Raw genomic sequence first — 15,747 nt, 5'->3', positions numbered from 1 at the left:
GGGCATCGCGCTGGCGAACGTGCCGAGCGAGCCGCTCTATGACGGAGCTGAGCACCAGATCGTAGAACTGAATCGACGAAGGTCGGAGCAATCCGATCGACGACGCTACTCGAAGTAGTCCTCGTCGACCTGGACGACTGTAGTGACGGAGCGCTGCTGGACTCCGATTCCGTACTTGATCATCAGTTCGGCCAGGGGGGAGCCGTCGATCAGGATCACGCTCGCGTTCTTGACCCCGTCCACGTACTCCTTTGCGCCGGTGGAGAATCGGCTGGTGGTGATGAAGACACCACGGGTAGCGCCGACGCCGTGCGCGCTCCGACGAAGGCTTGCACGGCGGGGCGCTGCACCGTGTTGTCGTGGTCGTATCGTTTGGCTTGCAGGTAGATTCGATCCAGGCCGAGGGCGTCTTGGTTGATCACGCCATCGAACCCGCCGTCACCGGATCCGCCGATGCGGGTGGCCCGTCGTTCGGTGCCGCTGTAGCCCATCGCCACCAGCCGGTCGAGTTCTGAGTGTTCCAAGAAGTCGGGATGTTGGTCACGAAGGCGCTCGAGTAGTTCCGCTGCCACCACATCGTGGAGGCGCGCTACGCCGGATTCGATCTGTTCGAGTGGATCAGCGGGATCTGTCGAGGTCGCGTTGTGCGTGGAATCGTGGGTGCTGATCGCTGTCGGGATGTGATCGCGATAGGCCAGGAGGGCCTTCAGGGTCCTTTCGTCGAGTCCCTCGGGATGAGCGGCGAGCTCTTCGCGGCCAGCCGTCGTGATCGTGAAGGTTGCGCGAGCCGGCTTGGAAATGAGGTCGGCCCGGTCGAGTCCGCTCAGCGCCCAACCGATTCGGTTGTCGGCACGTTGCTGTCCCGGATCCAGCACCTCGTCGCGCTCGTCGGCGGTCAGTCCGAGATGTTCGAAGACCGCTTCGTGCAGATTGCGCTTCCTCCAGACCTGTCCGTCGCTGGGAACCCGCAGTACCGGCGTCAGGAATCCGTACCAAACCGGCATACTCGACGCTGGGCTGCCAATCAAATCCCCTCCTGCACAGTGCGATTCCAGTCTGCGGACTGCGAACTGAGATGAACTCGATACGGGTATCGATCGGTGCCGTGAGTTATCGGACGCAAGGTTTCTGCGCTCTTCGGCCGCGCTGTGGGTGTCGTTCGGGCAGAATCGATCTGAGTCGGGCCGCGGCAACCGGGTGTGGTCGGGGCGGCGTGGGTACTGCCGACGATGGCGGGGCGGGGAGAGCATATGGGTGAGGCGGATCGGCAGGCTCGGATTCTGCGGTACTGGCGGGCGGTCGAGTACTTTTCGCCGCCCAAGGTGGATGCGACGGACTGGCGCCGGGGCATCCGTAATGTCGACGGGGCGCGGCCGCTGCCGTGGGCTGGGGGCGCGAAACCGCATGAGTCGCTTCGGAAGAAGTGTCGGTGGCAGCACACGGTGTATGTCGGTGTTTTCGACCTGTCCAAGGTGCGTGAGGTGCTGGACGCTACATTGCGGGTCGCGGACGAGGAGGAACTCGATCTCGACAGTCGCACCGGCGGGCAGAGCGCGCTGCTCAGCTTGACGGTGAATTCGGACGGTCTATTGATCCGTGACTCGGTGACGTTGTCGTCGTGTGCTTGGGCTATCGGCCGGACTGTGAATCCGGGGCCCGCATCGGACTCGTGGCTGACCGGTTTCGATGATGCTCAAAAGGACATCCTGGCGATGGCCTTCGGTATCGGTGATGGACGCGTGCCGATTACCGAGGTGGCCTCAGATGCGCCGTCCGTACTGGGCCGGATCGCCGGCACCGCGGCTCGCATCGCGCTGGATACGGTCACCGGTGGTGTGTCCACGGCGTTGGCCGGAGCGATTTCCGGAGCTGGACCGCTGATCACCGAGACACTGCCGGATGTGGTCGGCGCGGCCGCCGACTTCGCCGGTGACGTCTGGGAGGTCATGACCGAGCTGTCCTCCCAAGTCGATATGTCTGGCAGTTCGGAGGACACGGAATCCGACGACGGCACCGCCGAGGCGCAGGAGCAGGCCGAGGCCGAAGACGACGCCGCCGAAGTGCCGGCGCTGGGCGTCAAGGCGCTCGATGTCAAGGATCTGGTTGCACTCACCCGCTGGGTTGCCGAGCAGCTAGGGGTCGCGGAAGTACTGCTGCCCAAAATCATTCGGGTCAAGAGTTATCAGGTGAACGAGCGCTCCGCCGACGACGCCGGGAGCGATGAATTCCTCAATAGCTTCTATGCCGATGATCTCGAACGAGTGGCGCAGGCGGTCGAGAGCAACGCGGCCGGCCAGGCGTTGACCGACTACCTCGTCGACGGCGCGCGGATCGACGAGCGTCAGCGCGTCGATGTCCGCGGGGCTCCGGAGCAGGTGCTGCGGTCGGTGGCTCCGTCATCCATGCCCGCCGGCCGCTGGCCCGCCAAGCTCGCGCACACGTTGACGCTCAGTCAGCAGTTCGCGGTGAACGAGATCCACCGGAGTCTCCGAGATCCCCGCGCCCGCGGAATCTTCGCGGTGAACGGACCACCGGGCACCGGCAAGACGACCCTGCTGCGCGATCTCATCGCGGCGATCGTCGTCGACCGCGCTGTCGTGCTGGCACGACTCGAGAGCCCGGGACAGGCGTTCGGGAAGCAGGCGCGCAAGTGGCGGACCGGCGATTCGGGTTCGTGGGAGAACCGCCTCTATCCGCTCATCGACGAGCTGTGCGGTTTCGAAATCGTGGTCGCGTCATCGAACAACGGTGCGGTCGAGAACATCACCATGGAAGTTCCCGCCGCGGACGCGGTCGATACCGATGAATTTCCGCGCGCTGAATACCTCTCCGACCAGGCCACTCTGCTGATGGGCAAGCCGGCGTGGGGTGCGGTCGCGGCGCGATTGGGGAAGCGCCCCTACCGATCCGAATTCGTCGAGCGATTCTGGTGGGGTGAGGGCGCAGACCTCGAAGAGGGCGAGGCAGGCCTGAAGGATCTGCTGACAGGTTTCGCCGACTATGCGGCGGCAGGCGAACAGTTGGATGGCATACCCACGTGGGAGGAGGCGGTCGCCGAATTCGATGAGGCGATGGCCGAAGCGGCAAGGCTCGCCGCGGAGCGTCAGCATATCGCCGACCTCCTCGAGCGGGAATTCGACGTTGATCCCGAACTCGTCCGATTGCGCGATGCGGCACGGGATCACGACGATTACCTTGACGGGCTGCGGAGCCGGCGGTCGATAGCCGCTGAGAACGTGCGACATGCCGAGGGCGCCCGTATCGCAGCGTCGACAGAACTCGCCGCGGCGCGCTCGAGGTCGAGCGCCGCCGATGCCTCGGTCGAGGATGCGGCGGGCGCGGTGCGGGCGGCCGAAGTGGCTCTGCGAGAACATGATCGACAGCGTCCCGGTTTCATAAAACGCGTTCTGTCGTGGGGTTCGAAGCAGGAGTGGGAGGCCGAGCGTGAGCCGCTGATGAAGGGTCAGGATCAGGCGGACCAGAGTCTGGCCTGGGCCGTGGGCGAGAACGATCGGGTACGCGCCGAGGTGCGTATTCGCCAGCGCGCAGTCGATGCGGCCACGCAGACCGAACGTTCAGCGACGGGCGCTCTGCGTGCCGTTTCGCGAGAACTCGACGCGGCCGCTGCTGATCGCATACGGACCCAGGACGAAATCCGCCGTCGAGAGGAAGCACGGCGTCGCGATGACCAAGCCCTCGCCGCCGCACGCGAATGGTGGCCGTCCACAGTTCCCGGATCGGAATGGGCGGCGTCGGTCGATGATCGAGCTGCCATGGAGATTCGTGAGAAATCCTCGCCATGGATGGACGAGGAGTTCGCTGCAGCGAGAACAGCGGTCTTCACGGCCGCCCTCGCACTGCACTTCGCGGTACTGACCTCAGAACCGAAACGAGTTCGCGACAACCTTGCCAGCGCCATGGAAATCGTGCGTGGCCGTGCGCCCGCCGATCTTCCGCCCGAAACGGTGCTGGACGCGTGGCGGTTGTTGTTCTTTGTCGTGCCGGTGATTTCGACTACCTTCGCCTCGGTTTCACGAATGTTCGCCACACTCGGTAGCGAAGCGCTCGGCTGGTTGTTCATCGACGAGGCCGGGCAGGCGACTCCGCAGGCGGCGATCGGTGCGTTGTGGCGGTCGCAGCGTGCGGTGATCGTCGGGGATCCGCGGCAGCTGGAGCCAGTGAACACCTTGCCTTGGTCGGGTCAGCGTCGGCTGTGCACGCAGTTCGGTGTCGATGCGCAGTGGACACCGCACGGCTCGTCGGTGCAGTCGATCGCGGACCGACTCAACCACTTCGGAACCTGGTTGCCTGATCCGGATAATCGCGACGAGCTGTGGGTGGGATCCCCGTTGCGCGTGCACCGTCGCTGTGACCGTCTCATGTTCGAGGTCAGCAACTCGATTGCCTACGACAATCTGATGGTCTTCGGCACCGCCGAACCGGACGAGCCGGATCTGCTGACTCGTAATACTTGGCTGGATGTACCGGCTGTCCCGTCCGGTGAGAAGTGGAACCCCGTGGACGGACGCTACGTCGTCGCGACGTTGGATCTCGTGCGGGGAAGGATTCGCGAACGAATGAACGCCGAACTCATCGAATTCGATGGCGAACCGCCCGGCTGGGCCGAGAACGAGATCAGCATGGTTGCCGAGCTGAATCGCCGTGTGGCGGAGGCTGTTTTCGTCGTCAGCCCGTTTGTCGCAGTGCGCGACGGTTTGCAGAAGACCGTCGGCGACCGGCTACCGCGCGAGCCGAAACGCCTCGGCACCGTGCACACCACACAGGGCAAGGAATCGGAGATCGTCATCCTCGTGCTGGGTACGGCCACCGATCAGCGCGGCTCCAGAGTCTGGGCATCCGACACTCCGAACCTGCTGAACGTCGCGATCACCCGCGCTAAACGCCGCCTGGTCATCGTCGGCGACTATCGAAATTGGTCCAGCCACCGTAATTTCCGCGTCCTCGCGCGCTACGCCGGTCGCGGTGGGGACGGTTTGCTGACCCGCGTCGACGCTGCCGACTGGTCGACGACAGCGCGCGCCGACTGGCGACGTTACGAGCCGTGACCGGCGATCCGAAGGAGTACGACGGATGATTTCTCGGTCCGATTTGGCCTGGCTCAAGAGCAGCAGGTCGGCGCAGCAGGATGCACGCGTAGAAGCCCGCCCACCTCGTGGAAGGCGGTGTGGGCGTATGGGACTCGAAGTTGGGGGATTCGAGCCCGGTGTTGGTTTTCGATGGGCCGACCTGGGATCGTTTCATACGCGCCGTGAAAGCGGGTAGGTTCGATCGACCCTAGGCGCCGGCTCGTAGAGCTGAGTCGACGAAGGTTGGGTCGAAGTCGCGCTGTCGTTTCCAAACCTGGTGTGCCAAACGAAGTTTGGCAATCAGATTCGTGACCAAGGCGCCTTCTTGGTCCGGGGATCGGCTGCCTTCAATCAGCACTTTGGAGTAGCGGACCGCGTCGACGATGACGGACTTGATCCGTTCGTGGTTCAGGTAGGTCTGGAGATCTGCTTCCCAGTCGTGGGTTGATGCGGCGGGCTCAGCGGTCGCCCACTGCTCCAGGAAGCACGCCTGCTCGTCCGAGTGGTAGCCCATCTTGTGCAGGTGGGAAGCCACGTCGTAGAGCGGGTCGCCGTACAGCGCCAGGCCGACCTGCACCCCGACAACGGACGACATCGCGCGCGAATGTCGTCACGCGCAGCTTATGGTCGGTGGACCCTCCGTGGTCGAGAGCCAGGACCTCCCGGAAATCCGGCAAGTGTCTCCGTCATGCACTCATCGACCGACGGAAAAGATGCAAACAGGACTACTTGACCACTGCCTTCGGAGTGCCCTTGCATCAGAAGTAGTCGAGCATCTCGGACTCGAGCTCTGGCGTGAAGTCGATGGCCTTCGGTGGTGTGTAGTTGTGCTCGCGAACATGCTGCAGGAATTCGTCAGGGATGTCGAGGTTGTGCCGACTGAGGTAGTGGGTCGAGTCGACGCGCCAGATCCACTCGCCATCAGAGATCAGTGATGAGGCGCTCCTTATCTTGTCGGTGTTGTTGATCATGTCAGTCAACACGTCGAGGACGTCGAGCACTCCGGGTGCGGTACGCATGTACTCCAACACCTGTTCGCGGTCGTCAATTACGCGATCGGTCGATGACTCAAACAGTGATGGTAGTGCATCGTGACGGCCGACTTTATACATTTCGCGAAACAGTCCAACCGGCTTCAGCCTTGTCATCGAGGATCCTGTGGTGTTCGTGGTATCGATCTCAGGGGTGGTCGACAATGGAGGTGACCGGAAATGTAGGAGATTCCCCAGCGGCTCGATGGGTGATCTCCTCTTCCCACATGTCGAATGTCTTATTGGTTAGCGAATAAATGAGTGCACGCTCTTCCGGTGTCATCTTTCCGCGCGATCGCGCTTGATCGCGGGTAGCTTCTATCATCTCGTAGAGTGCGAAAATTGCACCCTCGCCCCGCAGATACTGCATGCGCTCATGCTCTACGGCATCTATGTACCACTTCCTGTCTCGCCGGAACGAGTCGTGCTCTCGCCAGAATCCGTCGGTCTTGGGATCGGGCCAAAGGATACTGTTGATGGGCGTATTGTCCTCGACATACTCGCCGCTGCGGCGGTCGATGAAATAGCCGATTCGCCCACTGGTTGCATCGAGCCGTTCCGATTTCTCCAATCGATACGGCCTATTCAGGTATTCCCAATATTCTGTCGTGTCGCTATTCATTCAGTCCCTTCCGGAGGGCCTCGGCGTACAGTTGGCGAGCACGGTGCTCCAGCTCCACCTGCAACGCCTGTTCTTCGAGTGTAAGCTGTCGGCCCTGCTCCTTCGCGAGCGGATCGAGTACTCTCCGGATCTCGTACAAAGCGTGTTCATATTCCGCTACATCGTCCATGGATCTGAGATGCATGCGGAACTCCGCGATATGGCCACTCGACAGCTGAACCAACATCTGCACATCGCCGTAGCCGCTACCCTGGGGTACCGCGAACCGATCCTTCAGTTCGACGACTCGAGTGGCTGAACCTTCGGCATCGAGTTGGTTCTGCAGGAATTCCAAACCTCGATAGAGGTCGGATATCGAATCGTAGCGGATATAAGCACCAACCAAATCGGTTAGCCTGGAAGGGTTCCCCTGATATTTTCCGTCGACCTTCTCGGCAACTCTGACTTCATCCTTGGGTCCAGGTCGGGAATGTAACTCACCGCCGGATTCTGTGGCGACCCGCGCGGCCACGGTGTTCAGGTCATGCTGATTTATTGGCCAATCGTCGTACATTCCTTTCAGGAAACTATTTCTGTATTCATCAAGCGCTGTCTGAAGTCCACGACGTACCGACCCGGTTGCATCGACAGGGGGTGATATCGGTTCGTGGTAACCTGGCTGGGTTGTTGATATCTTGAGATCGGCGATCTGCTGCTGAATCTCGTCTACGAGCTGCCGCTGACTCTCGGATATCTGGAATGGGGTGGATTTCGGCGCATCGCTATGTTCGGCGATAACCGATTCTGGTCCGTGGTCACGAATGTCGTTCACGGTTTCCGCGGCGATCCGCATCGCCTCAGGCTGCTGGAGCACACTCAGTAATGCCCTGGGACGTTGCAGAAGTGCGGACTCGAGGTAGGGCGTTGTTTCCAATGTCCGAACGAACTCCGGATTCCGGCCTATGAGAGTCGTGATCGCATCGCCGAGGTGCATCGGCTGGCCATCGACCTTGACGAGATTGTTCGGATTCTCTCTGCTCGCTTCGTTCGCCAGATCGATGACGTGATGCACGTCCTCGCGGTTGAGGTACCGGTTGACATCCGCGGCTATTGGATCGGTGTGGGCGGGAGACGGTTCGTTGCGGCCCTCACCCATGAAATCCCAGCCAGGAGGGTTGTCATAGGCTGACCGTCGGTTCTCTGGCTTTTCGGCTCCGTGTTCGGGCATCTGGCCGGGTTCGTGGAGCGGGCCGGCCTTTTCGTGGGGCGTGTTTGGGGTGAAGGGAACCCACTCGCCATCGCCTCGAATGATTGCGGTCGAGTTCGGAATGCGTGGGGTACCGACGGCGTCTGATGGAGCGCGGACCGGTACTCCCAGCCGATCGGCGATGTATTGCGCCCAGCCGAACTCGTTGCCACTGAAGCACGCCAACAACCTGACGGGTGTTCCAGGGACGTAGTGCGGGTTGCCGAGTATGGCCTGGACGATCTGTTCCGGGTGTACCTCGTCTCCGAGACCAGGTATCGGTGCACCGTCCGGGCTGCCGTGCACGATGACGTCGTGTTCGCCTTCGTTACGGACGTTGTCTCGTACTTGGTGGGTGCGCATGTCATCGCCGATCGAGGTTCGGTCGGGCCGGTACACGACTCCCTCGCCATTCGGTAGATGGCTGTCGAACCTGATTTCCGGACCGGCGGCCTCGGCCGATGAGTTCGGTTGTCTGTCGCCGGAATTGCTCATCTCGTCCGGACGTTCGGCCGGGTGCCCGCTCGGTGCATAGGCGGTTTCGACCGGTCGAGGGCTTGGCGGCGTGGCCGATTCCGGTCGGGCTGATGCGCCTTCGCCGAGTGAGAGGTTGGTGTAAGGGCGGTGTGGTTCGGGCTGGGCATCCGGCGTGGTCGGCCTCGCGCCGGTCGACGGCCGATCAGTGGGCGCCGGTCGTTCGTGCTGCGCGGCGGTGACATTCGGGGTGTGTTCGCCGCCGGTGGTGATCGGTGCGCCAGCACGAGGGGAGATCCGGTCGCTCGTGATCGGCTGGCCGCTGGCGGGAACATCACGTGGGTTGGCGACCCTCTCGGCGACGGGTGCACCGGGGCTGCGGTCGACCGGCGTGGTGACGCGGGTACTGGGATCCGTTGGGGCAGCGACGGGACTCCGATCCCCTGCGGTGGGGCGGTTGCCATCGACGCTCGTCGGGTCGGCAGCTCGTAGGGGCGAGTCCGGCACGCCGGCTCGGCCTTCTGGTGCGCCCGAACGCGCCTCGGGCACCTCGGTACGTGGATGAATTCCCGCGTCGTTGGCTCGAGCGGAATCCCATTCGTTGCGCAGGTTGTTCAGCTCGTTGACGTGCTTGTCGCTGTAGGCGTCCTTCGATCCGGGTGCATTGGCCTCGCCGCTGATGTCGGAGGCACGCTTGAAAACGTCTGCGGCCCGGTCCTGTTGGGGGCCGGGGGCGAAGTTATCGGGGTGGGTTTCGCGGGCGAGGTTCTTGTAGAGGTCGCGGCCCGCGGCCTGGCTGTCGGGTGTGACTGTGCCGGGTTTGGATGCCTGCGGGTGCGGCGCAGTGCCATCCGGTTGTGACGGGATTCCGCCGCCGGGGCGGCCCGCGCCGCGGACCCCGTGCATGGCGCCGAGTCCGAACCCGGCGGCCAGCATGGAAGGGTCGAGGTGGGTGTCGATCTTGCTCCAGTCGAGATTGCCGTGCACGAGTTGATCGCCGACTTGCCAGGCGATGCCGCCGCCATAGGCGCCGATTCCGCCGCCCAACCCGGACAGGCCGCCGCTCAGGAGGCCGCGCAGCGCCGGACTGAGGGGAGTACGGCCGAGCAGGTTGTTCAATCCTGGGTGCAAGCCCGCGCCGACCGCGCCGCCGGCGCCCCATTCGACGGCGGTCCGGGCCGCCTGGCTCAGGTCGATGTTGTCACGGTGCCCGTCGAGATACTGGTAGGTCTGGATGCTGGTATCGAGGGCAAGGCCCACGGCTCCTGCCTTGACGGCCGTGATGGCGACGTTCTTCAGATAGGGCTTGACCGCGTTGCGGAGTCCGGCCTTAGCGGCTTGCAGGGCAAGCTGTTTCGCGCCTTGCTCGGAAGCCAAGGCGACCGCTTCGCGGCCCGCGGCAAGTGCGGCAGGCACCGCGGCTTCGCCCCAGGGCCAGGCGGCGATCAAGGCGATCACGCTGTATGCGGTGATGCCGGCGAACGTCGCCTCCATGATCTTGGTGTATTCGATCTGGGTGCCCGCGTCCCGAGTCTTGCTACCCAGGTCTTTGAGCCCTTCGGCGAGGGTGTGTACCGAGTGAGGGCCGCCGTCGTACAGCTTGCGGAACTCGGTGGCGGCTTGGTCGGCGCCCTCACCGATATAGAACTTCTGAGTGGAGTCGGTAGCCGCCTTCATGTCCGGGAGCAGCTGCTCCAGCTCCGCGGCGGCAGCCTTCCAAGCGTCGGCAAGCTCCCACAGCTTGTCCTCATCCCCGTCCGGGTACGCCTGCCCGAAGTTCAAGCCGGTCAGGATCCAGCGCGGAATCCACTCCCACAGCGACGTGATGGTCGACACGAATCACCCCCGGCAGATTGGCGTCACCAGTCGCCAGGATCGGCGATACGCGATGAACCATTGGTGGTCTCGACGTCGGTGAACTCCATGACCCGATACAGGTGTGCGTCCTTGTCATCGGTTTTGCGGTCCAACGCATCGGGCGCAGCCATCGATACCTCGGGCGGAGTGGGCAGCATGTCGTGCACATCCGGGATACCCGGGACGAATTCCGACAACCGCGGAATGCGGGCGTTGTCCTGCTTGAGACCCTCGAACAGGTCTTTTGTCTTGCGCTGCACCTCGATCGCGGCCGCCTGAGTAGCGGCGACCACTTCGCGCGCCAAGTCGGCGTACGGGAGATCTTCGATGTCGCCGGTGAACTTCAGTTCCACAAGCACACCGTGTGCGTTGACCGTCGCAGTGATCCGCCGGCCGGCCCCGGTCGCGGTCGCGGTGAGTCGTGCCTGCTCCTGCTGCACCCGTGCGATGGAGGCCATTCCTGCCTGTACCGACTCCATCAAGTCCGCCAGCCGCGCTCGCGCACCCTCGTTCGACATCAACTCTCCCCTACATCCACCTGCAGCGACACGGAACCGGTTGTCGTTGTACCGCTACCGGAACGAGTCGGTGTTGGTGTCCTCGGCGGCCTGCAGAGCGGAGGCGGCATCGGTCAAGCCCTTGGAGTACGAGTTCAGCAGTGTGACTTTGGATTTCAGCACAGCCTGCAGGTTCGTGTCGGAATTCAGGTACCCGTTCTTGCCCCCGGCAAAGTTCTGCCCGAACTCATCGCTACCCCATGACCCCTTGTAGGTGGCCGACGCGGCCGAGACCTTGGCCAACACCGCATCGACGCGTGCGGCGACCGCGTCCAGACTGCCGCCGACAGTGCGCAGCTGCTGGATCTCGACTTCGACCTTGCCAGTCATGCGACCCCCTCAGAGACTTCTCGTGATCATGGCACAGCGCCGCCGGACACGAAAACCGGGCAGAGGTAGGCCTGGTTGCCGTTCGGCTCACGATTGGTCCTGCAACGGTGCAGACCGGCGGCGGCCTCGGCACCCATTCAGGGTCTGGATGAACGTGGACAGTATTCCGGGTCTTTATCGGCGCATGGGAAGAGGCCGTACGCATCCGAAGACAGCGTCAGGTGCAGGTCAGCCCCGGAGCAATCCAGATCGAACTGTGCCACCTGGAGCCTGGTCGGGGGGTCCCAACGCCACTGCCCACGCATGAAAGCTGCCTCCCCGTCATCCTCACGATCAAGATCTGCGTCCGTTGGATCAGCTCACCGTACTCGCGAGGCGAACGGTCGCGGAGTCGGTGAAAGAGGCTGGGTAACAACAGAGTACGTGGATGCAGGTGTCGGAGCGGTCTGGCAGAATCGGTCAAATGGGATGTAGCGTCATTGCTGCGTCCCGTGATCAATGCCGGATCGTTCGCCATGGAGACATGTGAGAATCGCGCTGCTTCCAGCCCGCCTCAGCAACCGACCAGTTCTAGAGCATTTCGAGACCACGATCCGGGCCAAAGTTCGCTTCGATGACCACCTCGACCTCTTGGACTCCGAAACCCTCGCCAATCTTCTGCGGATCTTCCCCGATGGCGCGGCTCGGATGTGGGCGGTCACCCCCGGGGTGAACACGGGGAAGTGGGCGAAGCTGGAACCTGGTGACCCCGTTGCCTTCTGCGGTGACAACAAGCTGCACGCTCTCAGCCACGTCGCCGCGCTGTTCCAGAACGAGGCGCTTGCCGAACGGCTATGGGGTCGCGATTCCAAAGGAAGAGCGTGGACAAACATGTTCGCGCTCGCGGAATTGCGGACCGTCGAAATACCCGTTCAGGAGGTCCGCCGCGCAATCGGATGGCAAGGGGACAGTTCGATCCCAGGGTTCACCGTCGTCGAGGGGGATCCTGCCGAGAACCTCGCGGATCTCGTCAACCTGGAGACCGATATCGACTACTCGGAGAGTCCGGCGTCCATGCGCCCGCCGTCAGCGGCCGCAGTGCCCGAAGGTGCGACCGACGGGATTCGCGAGACTACCTTTCGTCGCGAACAGCGAGCGCTCAAGCGCCGACTACGACAGCTGAGTACAGGTCGGTGTGCACTGTGCGGGCGCGCATTCCCTGATCAGCTTCTAATCGCCGCACACATCAAACGGCGGGGGCAATGCACCGAGGACGAACGCAAGGACCTCGAGAACATCGGCATGCTCGCATGCGCGGTCGGCTGCGACAGCCTGTTCGAACACGGCTACATCGGAGTGGACTATGGCGGGAAGCTCCTGGTCAGCAACGCAACCCACAACTCCGGCGATATTCGGCGACACGTAGACGATCATCTGCGCGACCGGGTGAGCCCGTGGTGGACGAGCACACGTGAGCCGTACTTCGCATGGCACCGGACTCGGATCTTCCAGCAACTGGCCGACGAGTAGCCGACCAGCTCCGGGGAAGTGCGACTAGCCTCGAGATCGAGCCCACAGACATCCCGTCGTTGCCTCGTGTCGGGAGACCTAGCGCGAGCTCGGTGCTGTGCCGCAATGGCAGTCGGGGTGATTGGATACCCTGCCGCAGACGGCACAGGGCCGGTAGTAGAGCAGCTCTTCTTCCTGTAGCTTCGTCGCTCGATTCGCGACTCCGCGCATGAAAAACATTCGATTGGTGGAGTACAGCAGATCCCCCGGAATCAGGGAATAGTCGAGTGTGCGGTATTTCTCGTCAGGGGCAGCGATATTCGATCGCACGACGACTTGGCCGATCGCTGGCTCTTCCACACTGTTCGCGGGTGGACCGTTGTCCCCTTCGGCGTCGCAGGTCTGCTCGGCTGGGCCGAGTGAGATCGCGAACTCGAGATTGTGGATCGATTCGTGTTCGTGGCGGTGGAAATGGTCAGAGGACGCCTTCACGTGCAGTATGCCGTCGCAATCGAGAGCTGCTGTCAGCGTGAGTCTTTCGATGAAGGGCCGGGCTTTGCTGTCGACGTCGAGGTTGAGATTGCCGAGTGGGTACCGCTGATCCGACAGTTGGGGACGGCCGCCGGGGCGGGCGGTGGCGCAGAGTTCGAACTTCGCGACGCCGTCGCGTGGATCGGCGCAGAAGAACTCCTGTGGTTCGCCCGGGAGTTCCTGCCCCTCGAACGGTATTTCGGTGCCGGCTTTCACCACTCGGTGATACCCGCCCCGAGCGAGCTGCACCTCGATGTCCTTGGCCAGTTGGAGTTGCTTGCGGTCGTGCGCGATCCACGCCGCTCCCTGTGCGATCAGCGTCGCGCTGTTGCTCGACACCTGTACGCGGTGGGCGCTCAGGTACTCCCGTAGCCGGGCCGCGATCGCCGGCATTCTCGACATCCCGCCTGTCACCAGGCACAGTGCGATCTGAGATTCGTTCAGGCCCGCGGCGATCAGCAGGTTCCCGATATCTCGGATGGCCTGATCCATGAGCGGCTTGGTGATCGACTCGAACTCTTCCCGAGTCATCTGGTAGCTCAGTGGCTGACCGGGGCCGTGGAAGTTCGGAATGTACACGGTCGCCGTATTCGCGGTGGAGAGTTTGATCTTCTGGAGTTCGCAGCGGTTGCGGAGTTGGCGGCGGCGCTCGGGATCGAGGTCTCCGGCTTGTACGCCTTCTTCGAGGAGTACATGGTTCCGGAAGGTTTCGTCGAAGACGTCGCCGCCGAGTTCGTGGGTGCCGCTGCTCTGTCGCTGTAATACCCGGCCGTCCTGTACCAGACACAGCGTCAGGTCCAGGGTGCCGCCACCCCAGTCCACCACCAGCACGTTCTTTCGGTTGTAGCGCTGGATGAAGTCGGTCCCGTACAGCGGTCGGGCATGGCCGTACAGTGCCGCGAACGGTTCGTGGACGAACTGGACGACACGAATTCCTGCTCGTGCGTAAGCATCTCGTAGCGCACGGCGGCCGTGTCCGTCCATGTTCACCGGGATCGTCGCCACCGCTTCGGTGATGTCACCGAGGAAGCGCGCGTGCGCTGGGTTGTCCTCCAGCGCACGGTGCTTGACGTGGTCGATTACGTCGTATGCGACATCGATCGGGCTGAGATCGACACCGCCGACGGTGATGCTTTCCAGACCGAGGTAATTCTTGGGCGACCTCACGAAGTCCCCGTGGATCCCGAGTCCCGGGGCATCGAGTGCTTCCCGGGCCTCGCGGCCCACGATCGTGCGGTTGCCCTGATACCTGACCACTGAGGGCGTCGGCATATCGTCGTCGTCCAGCAAATCATGGACGCGATCGTCATGGACGACCGAGACGAGGCTGTTGGTGGTGCCGAAGTCGAACCCGACGACAGTCATGCTTGTTCCCCCTGAGGGTCGTGCGGTTCGGATCGAAGACTGGACAGCGTCTTCCGCAGCGCCTGGATCGAGTCCTTGATGAATTCCGTTGCTATCTGCGGATGTCCGTGTTCGAGCGCATCCAGCGCATCGCCGAGTGCATCGACCTGTGTCGCGACCACTCGGGCGGAACGAACCCGGAGCTGCTTGAATTCGGTGCTTTCCCGCATTCGCTCGCCATGATGGGTGTCCACGATGCGCTGGAGCTCCTGCCGGGTGTCGAACAGTGCCATGTCGAGTTCGACGATCCGTTTCGTCGAATCGTCGAGCTCCTCCTCGAGCGCGCTCAGCCGGGCGTTGGCGGTCTTGGCGCGGCGTTCGGCGGCGTCCAGTTTCAACTTGGCCGCGGTGAGCCGCTGCTGAGTGGATGCCATCGCGATAGCGGCGAGGCGACGGGTGTCCGGGTTAGCGCTCGTGAGCTTCGCTCGGTAGGCCGTCGAACGGTCATCGGTGTGGCGGTACCCACTCCACACGTGTTCGGCGAGAATATCGACCATGGTGTCGCGGTCCCAGTCCAGAGACGACGCGGTCAGCAGGATCACGGCATCGACGGCATTTTCGCGCAGGGTCTCCAATTCCGCCGGGGTCAGCGAAGTTTTCTTCTTCGGCTCGTGTTCCTTGGGTTTGGGAACCGCTTTGCCCTCATAGGCGACGACCTTGCGAATATGCGTGACCAGCAGGCCCAGAGAGGTGGCATCCGCGCGATCCGATGATGCCGTTTCGACAGCCTCGACGAGTTCCTGATCATCGGCGAACAGAGGATGCAGAGTGAGCAGTCGGGCGGCGATTCCGGCCACGGTCTGCCGGGAAACATCGCGGAGGCTCGACAAGTCAGCTGTCCGCAACAGTTCCACCGGCATGGTGGCCCGCAGGTCCTGGACGGAGATCCGGCGCAGCAGGGCGTCATGCTCGCTGAGATCGGCGGGGCTCATCAACACCGCCCGTAGCCGCGCGGACAGACTGAGTTCGACGGCCCTGAACTTGCCGATCGAATCAAGCAGGTCCTGCAAGAACGCTTCCAGCGAGTCGGCGTTCGTGATTGTCCGCTTCGGCTTGGTGGTTCGCTTCTTCGGATTCGCCACTGCGGACTTGCGGTTCGAGACGGTGGCTCCGTGCGGTTCGGTGCCGTTGGGCATATGAG

The 15,747-nt window shown here is 63.0% G+C and carries 10 protein-coding genes and 1 pseudogene; 2 read left to right on the top strand and 9 right to left on the bottom strand.

What is annotated here, in order from left to right; genetic code table 11:
* Nucleotides 1-105: 105 nt before the first annotated feature.
* Nucleotides 106-1,004: pseudogene (locus tag ACQP06_RS25270) on the bottom strand (restriction endonuclease).
* 246 nt (nucleotides 1,005-1,250) lie between these two features.
* On the opposite strand from ACQP06_RS25270, the gene ACQP06_RS25265 reads away from it, so the two are divergent.
* Nucleotides 1,251-5,066 carry an AAA domain-containing protein gene (locus tag ACQP06_RS25265; RefSeq protein WP_433666927.1) on the top strand — a complete coding sequence of 1,272 codons (3,816 nt, stop codon included), beginning with the start codon at nucleotides 1,251-1,253 and terminating at the stop codon, nucleotides 5,064-5,066.
* 229 nt (nucleotides 5,067-5,295) lie between these two features.
* On the opposite strand, the gene ACQP06_RS25260 is transcribed toward ACQP06_RS25265, so the two are convergent.
* The 6 genes from ACQP06_RS25260 to ACQP06_RS25235 all read right to left on the bottom strand — a co-directional run bounded on the left by ACQP06_RS25260 (nucleotide 5,296) and on the right by ACQP06_RS25235 (nucleotide 11,183).
* Nucleotides 5,296-5,682: a hypothetical protein gene (locus tag ACQP06_RS25260; RefSeq protein WP_433666926.1), complete on the bottom strand. Its 387-nt coding sequence runs from the start codon at nucleotides 5,680-5,682 to the stop codon at nucleotides 5,296-5,298.
* 163 nt (nucleotides 5,683-5,845) lie between these two features.
* Complete coding sequence (locus ACQP06_RS25255) at nucleotides 5,846-6,235, bottom strand: hypothetical protein (protein ID WP_433666925.1); 390 nt, start codon at nucleotides 6,233-6,235, stop codon at nucleotides 5,846-5,848.
* A gap of 31 nt (nucleotides 6,236-6,266) precedes the next feature.
* Complete coding sequence (locus tag ACQP06_RS25250) at nucleotides 6,267-6,740, bottom strand: hypothetical protein (RefSeq protein ID WP_433666924.1); 474 nt, start codon at nucleotides 6,738-6,740, stop codon at nucleotides 6,267-6,269.
* Nucleotides 6,733-10,275 carry a hypothetical protein gene (locus ACQP06_RS25245; protein ID WP_433666923.1) on the bottom strand — a complete coding sequence of 1,181 codons (3,543 nt, stop codon included), beginning with the start codon at nucleotides 10,273-10,275 and terminating at the stop codon, nucleotides 6,733-6,735. The genes ACQP06_RS25250 and ACQP06_RS25245 overlap by 8 nt, the downstream gene beginning before the upstream one ends.
* Before the next feature lie 23 nt (nucleotides 10,276-10,298).
* Nucleotides 10,299-10,814 carry a YbaB/EbfC family nucleoid-associated protein gene (locus ACQP06_RS25240; RefSeq protein ID WP_433666922.1) on the bottom strand — a complete coding sequence of 172 codons (516 nt, stop codon included), beginning with the start codon at nucleotides 10,812-10,814 and terminating at the stop codon, nucleotides 10,299-10,301.
* A 54-nt stretch (nucleotides 10,815-10,868) separates the two neighbouring features.
* Complete coding sequence (locus ACQP06_RS25235; protein ID WP_433666921.1) at nucleotides 10,869-11,183, bottom strand: hypothetical protein; 315 nt, start codon at nucleotides 11,181-11,183, stop codon at nucleotides 10,869-10,871.
* Between the two features lie 525 nt (nucleotides 11,184-11,708).
* Between ACQP06_RS25235 and ACQP06_RS25230 the strand changes: the two genes are divergently transcribed.
* On the top strand, nucleotides 11,709-12,692 hold the full coding sequence (locus tag ACQP06_RS25230) for a hypothetical protein (protein ID WP_433666920.1): 984 nt from the start codon (nucleotides 11,709-11,711) through the stop codon (nucleotides 12,690-12,692).
* Nucleotides 12,693-12,770: 78 nt separating this feature from the next.
* Here the strand turns inward: ACQP06_RS25230 and ACQP06_RS25225 are convergent, their stop codons facing one another.
* Together ACQP06_RS25225 and ACQP06_RS25220 are read right to left on the bottom strand one after the other, a co-directional pair.
* Nucleotides 12,771-14,567 carry an Hsp70 family protein gene (locus tag ACQP06_RS25225; RefSeq protein ID WP_433666919.1) on the bottom strand — a complete coding sequence of 599 codons (1,797 nt, stop codon included), beginning with the start codon at nucleotides 14,565-14,567 and terminating at the stop codon, nucleotides 12,771-12,773.
* Nucleotides 14,564-15,742 (bottom strand): hypothetical protein, encoded by a 1,179-nt coding sequence (locus tag ACQP06_RS25220; protein WP_433666918.1) that lies wholly within the window; start codon nucleotides 15,740-15,742, stop codon nucleotides 14,564-14,566. Before ACQP06_RS25220 ends, ACQP06_RS25225 begins: the two co-directional genes overlap by 4 nt.
* Between the last annotated feature and the right edge of the window lie 5 nt (nucleotides 15,743-15,747).

Origin of the sequence: Nocardia sp. CA-136227, from assembly GCF_050955695.1 — a bacterium.
In the GTDB taxonomy this organism is placed as follows: Bacteria; Actinomycetota; Actinomycetes; order Mycobacteriales; family Mycobacteriaceae; genus Nocardia.
This window is presented reverse-complemented; position numbering and strand designations above follow the sequence as displayed.

Bases quoted from the DNA above. Each gene is read 5' to 3' on its own strand.
- ACQP06_RS25220 (WP_433666918.1), bottom strand. From the start codon at position 15,742: ATGCCCAACGGCACCGAACCGCACGGAGCCACCGTCTCGAACCGCAAG.
- ACQP06_RS25235 (WP_433666921.1), bottom strand. From the start codon at position 11,183: ATGACTGGCAAGGTCGAAGTCGAGATCCAGCAGCTGCGCACTGTCGGC.
- ACQP06_RS25260 (WP_433666926.1), bottom strand. From the start codon at position 5,682: ATGTCGTCCGTTGTCGGGGTGCAGGTCGGCCTGGCGCTGTACGGCGAC.
- ACQP06_RS25225 (WP_433666919.1), bottom strand. From the start codon at position 14,567: ATGACTGTCGTCGGGTTCGACTTCGGCACCACCAACAGCCTCGTCTCG.
- ACQP06_RS25255 (WP_433666925.1), bottom strand. From the start codon at position 6,235: ATGACAAGGCTGAAGCCGGTTGGACTGTTTCGCGAAATGTATAAAGTC.
- ACQP06_RS25250 (WP_433666924.1), bottom strand. From the start codon at position 6,740: ATGAATAGCGACACGACAGAATATTGGGAATACCTGAATAGGCCGTAT.
- ACQP06_RS25265 (WP_433666927.1), top strand. From the start codon at position 1,251: ATGGGTGAGGCGGATCGGCAGGCTCGGATTCTGCGGTACTGGCGGGCG.
- ACQP06_RS25240 (WP_433666922.1), bottom strand. From the start codon at position 10,814: ATGTCGAACGAGGGTGCGCGAGCGCGGCTGGCGGACTTGATGGAGTCG.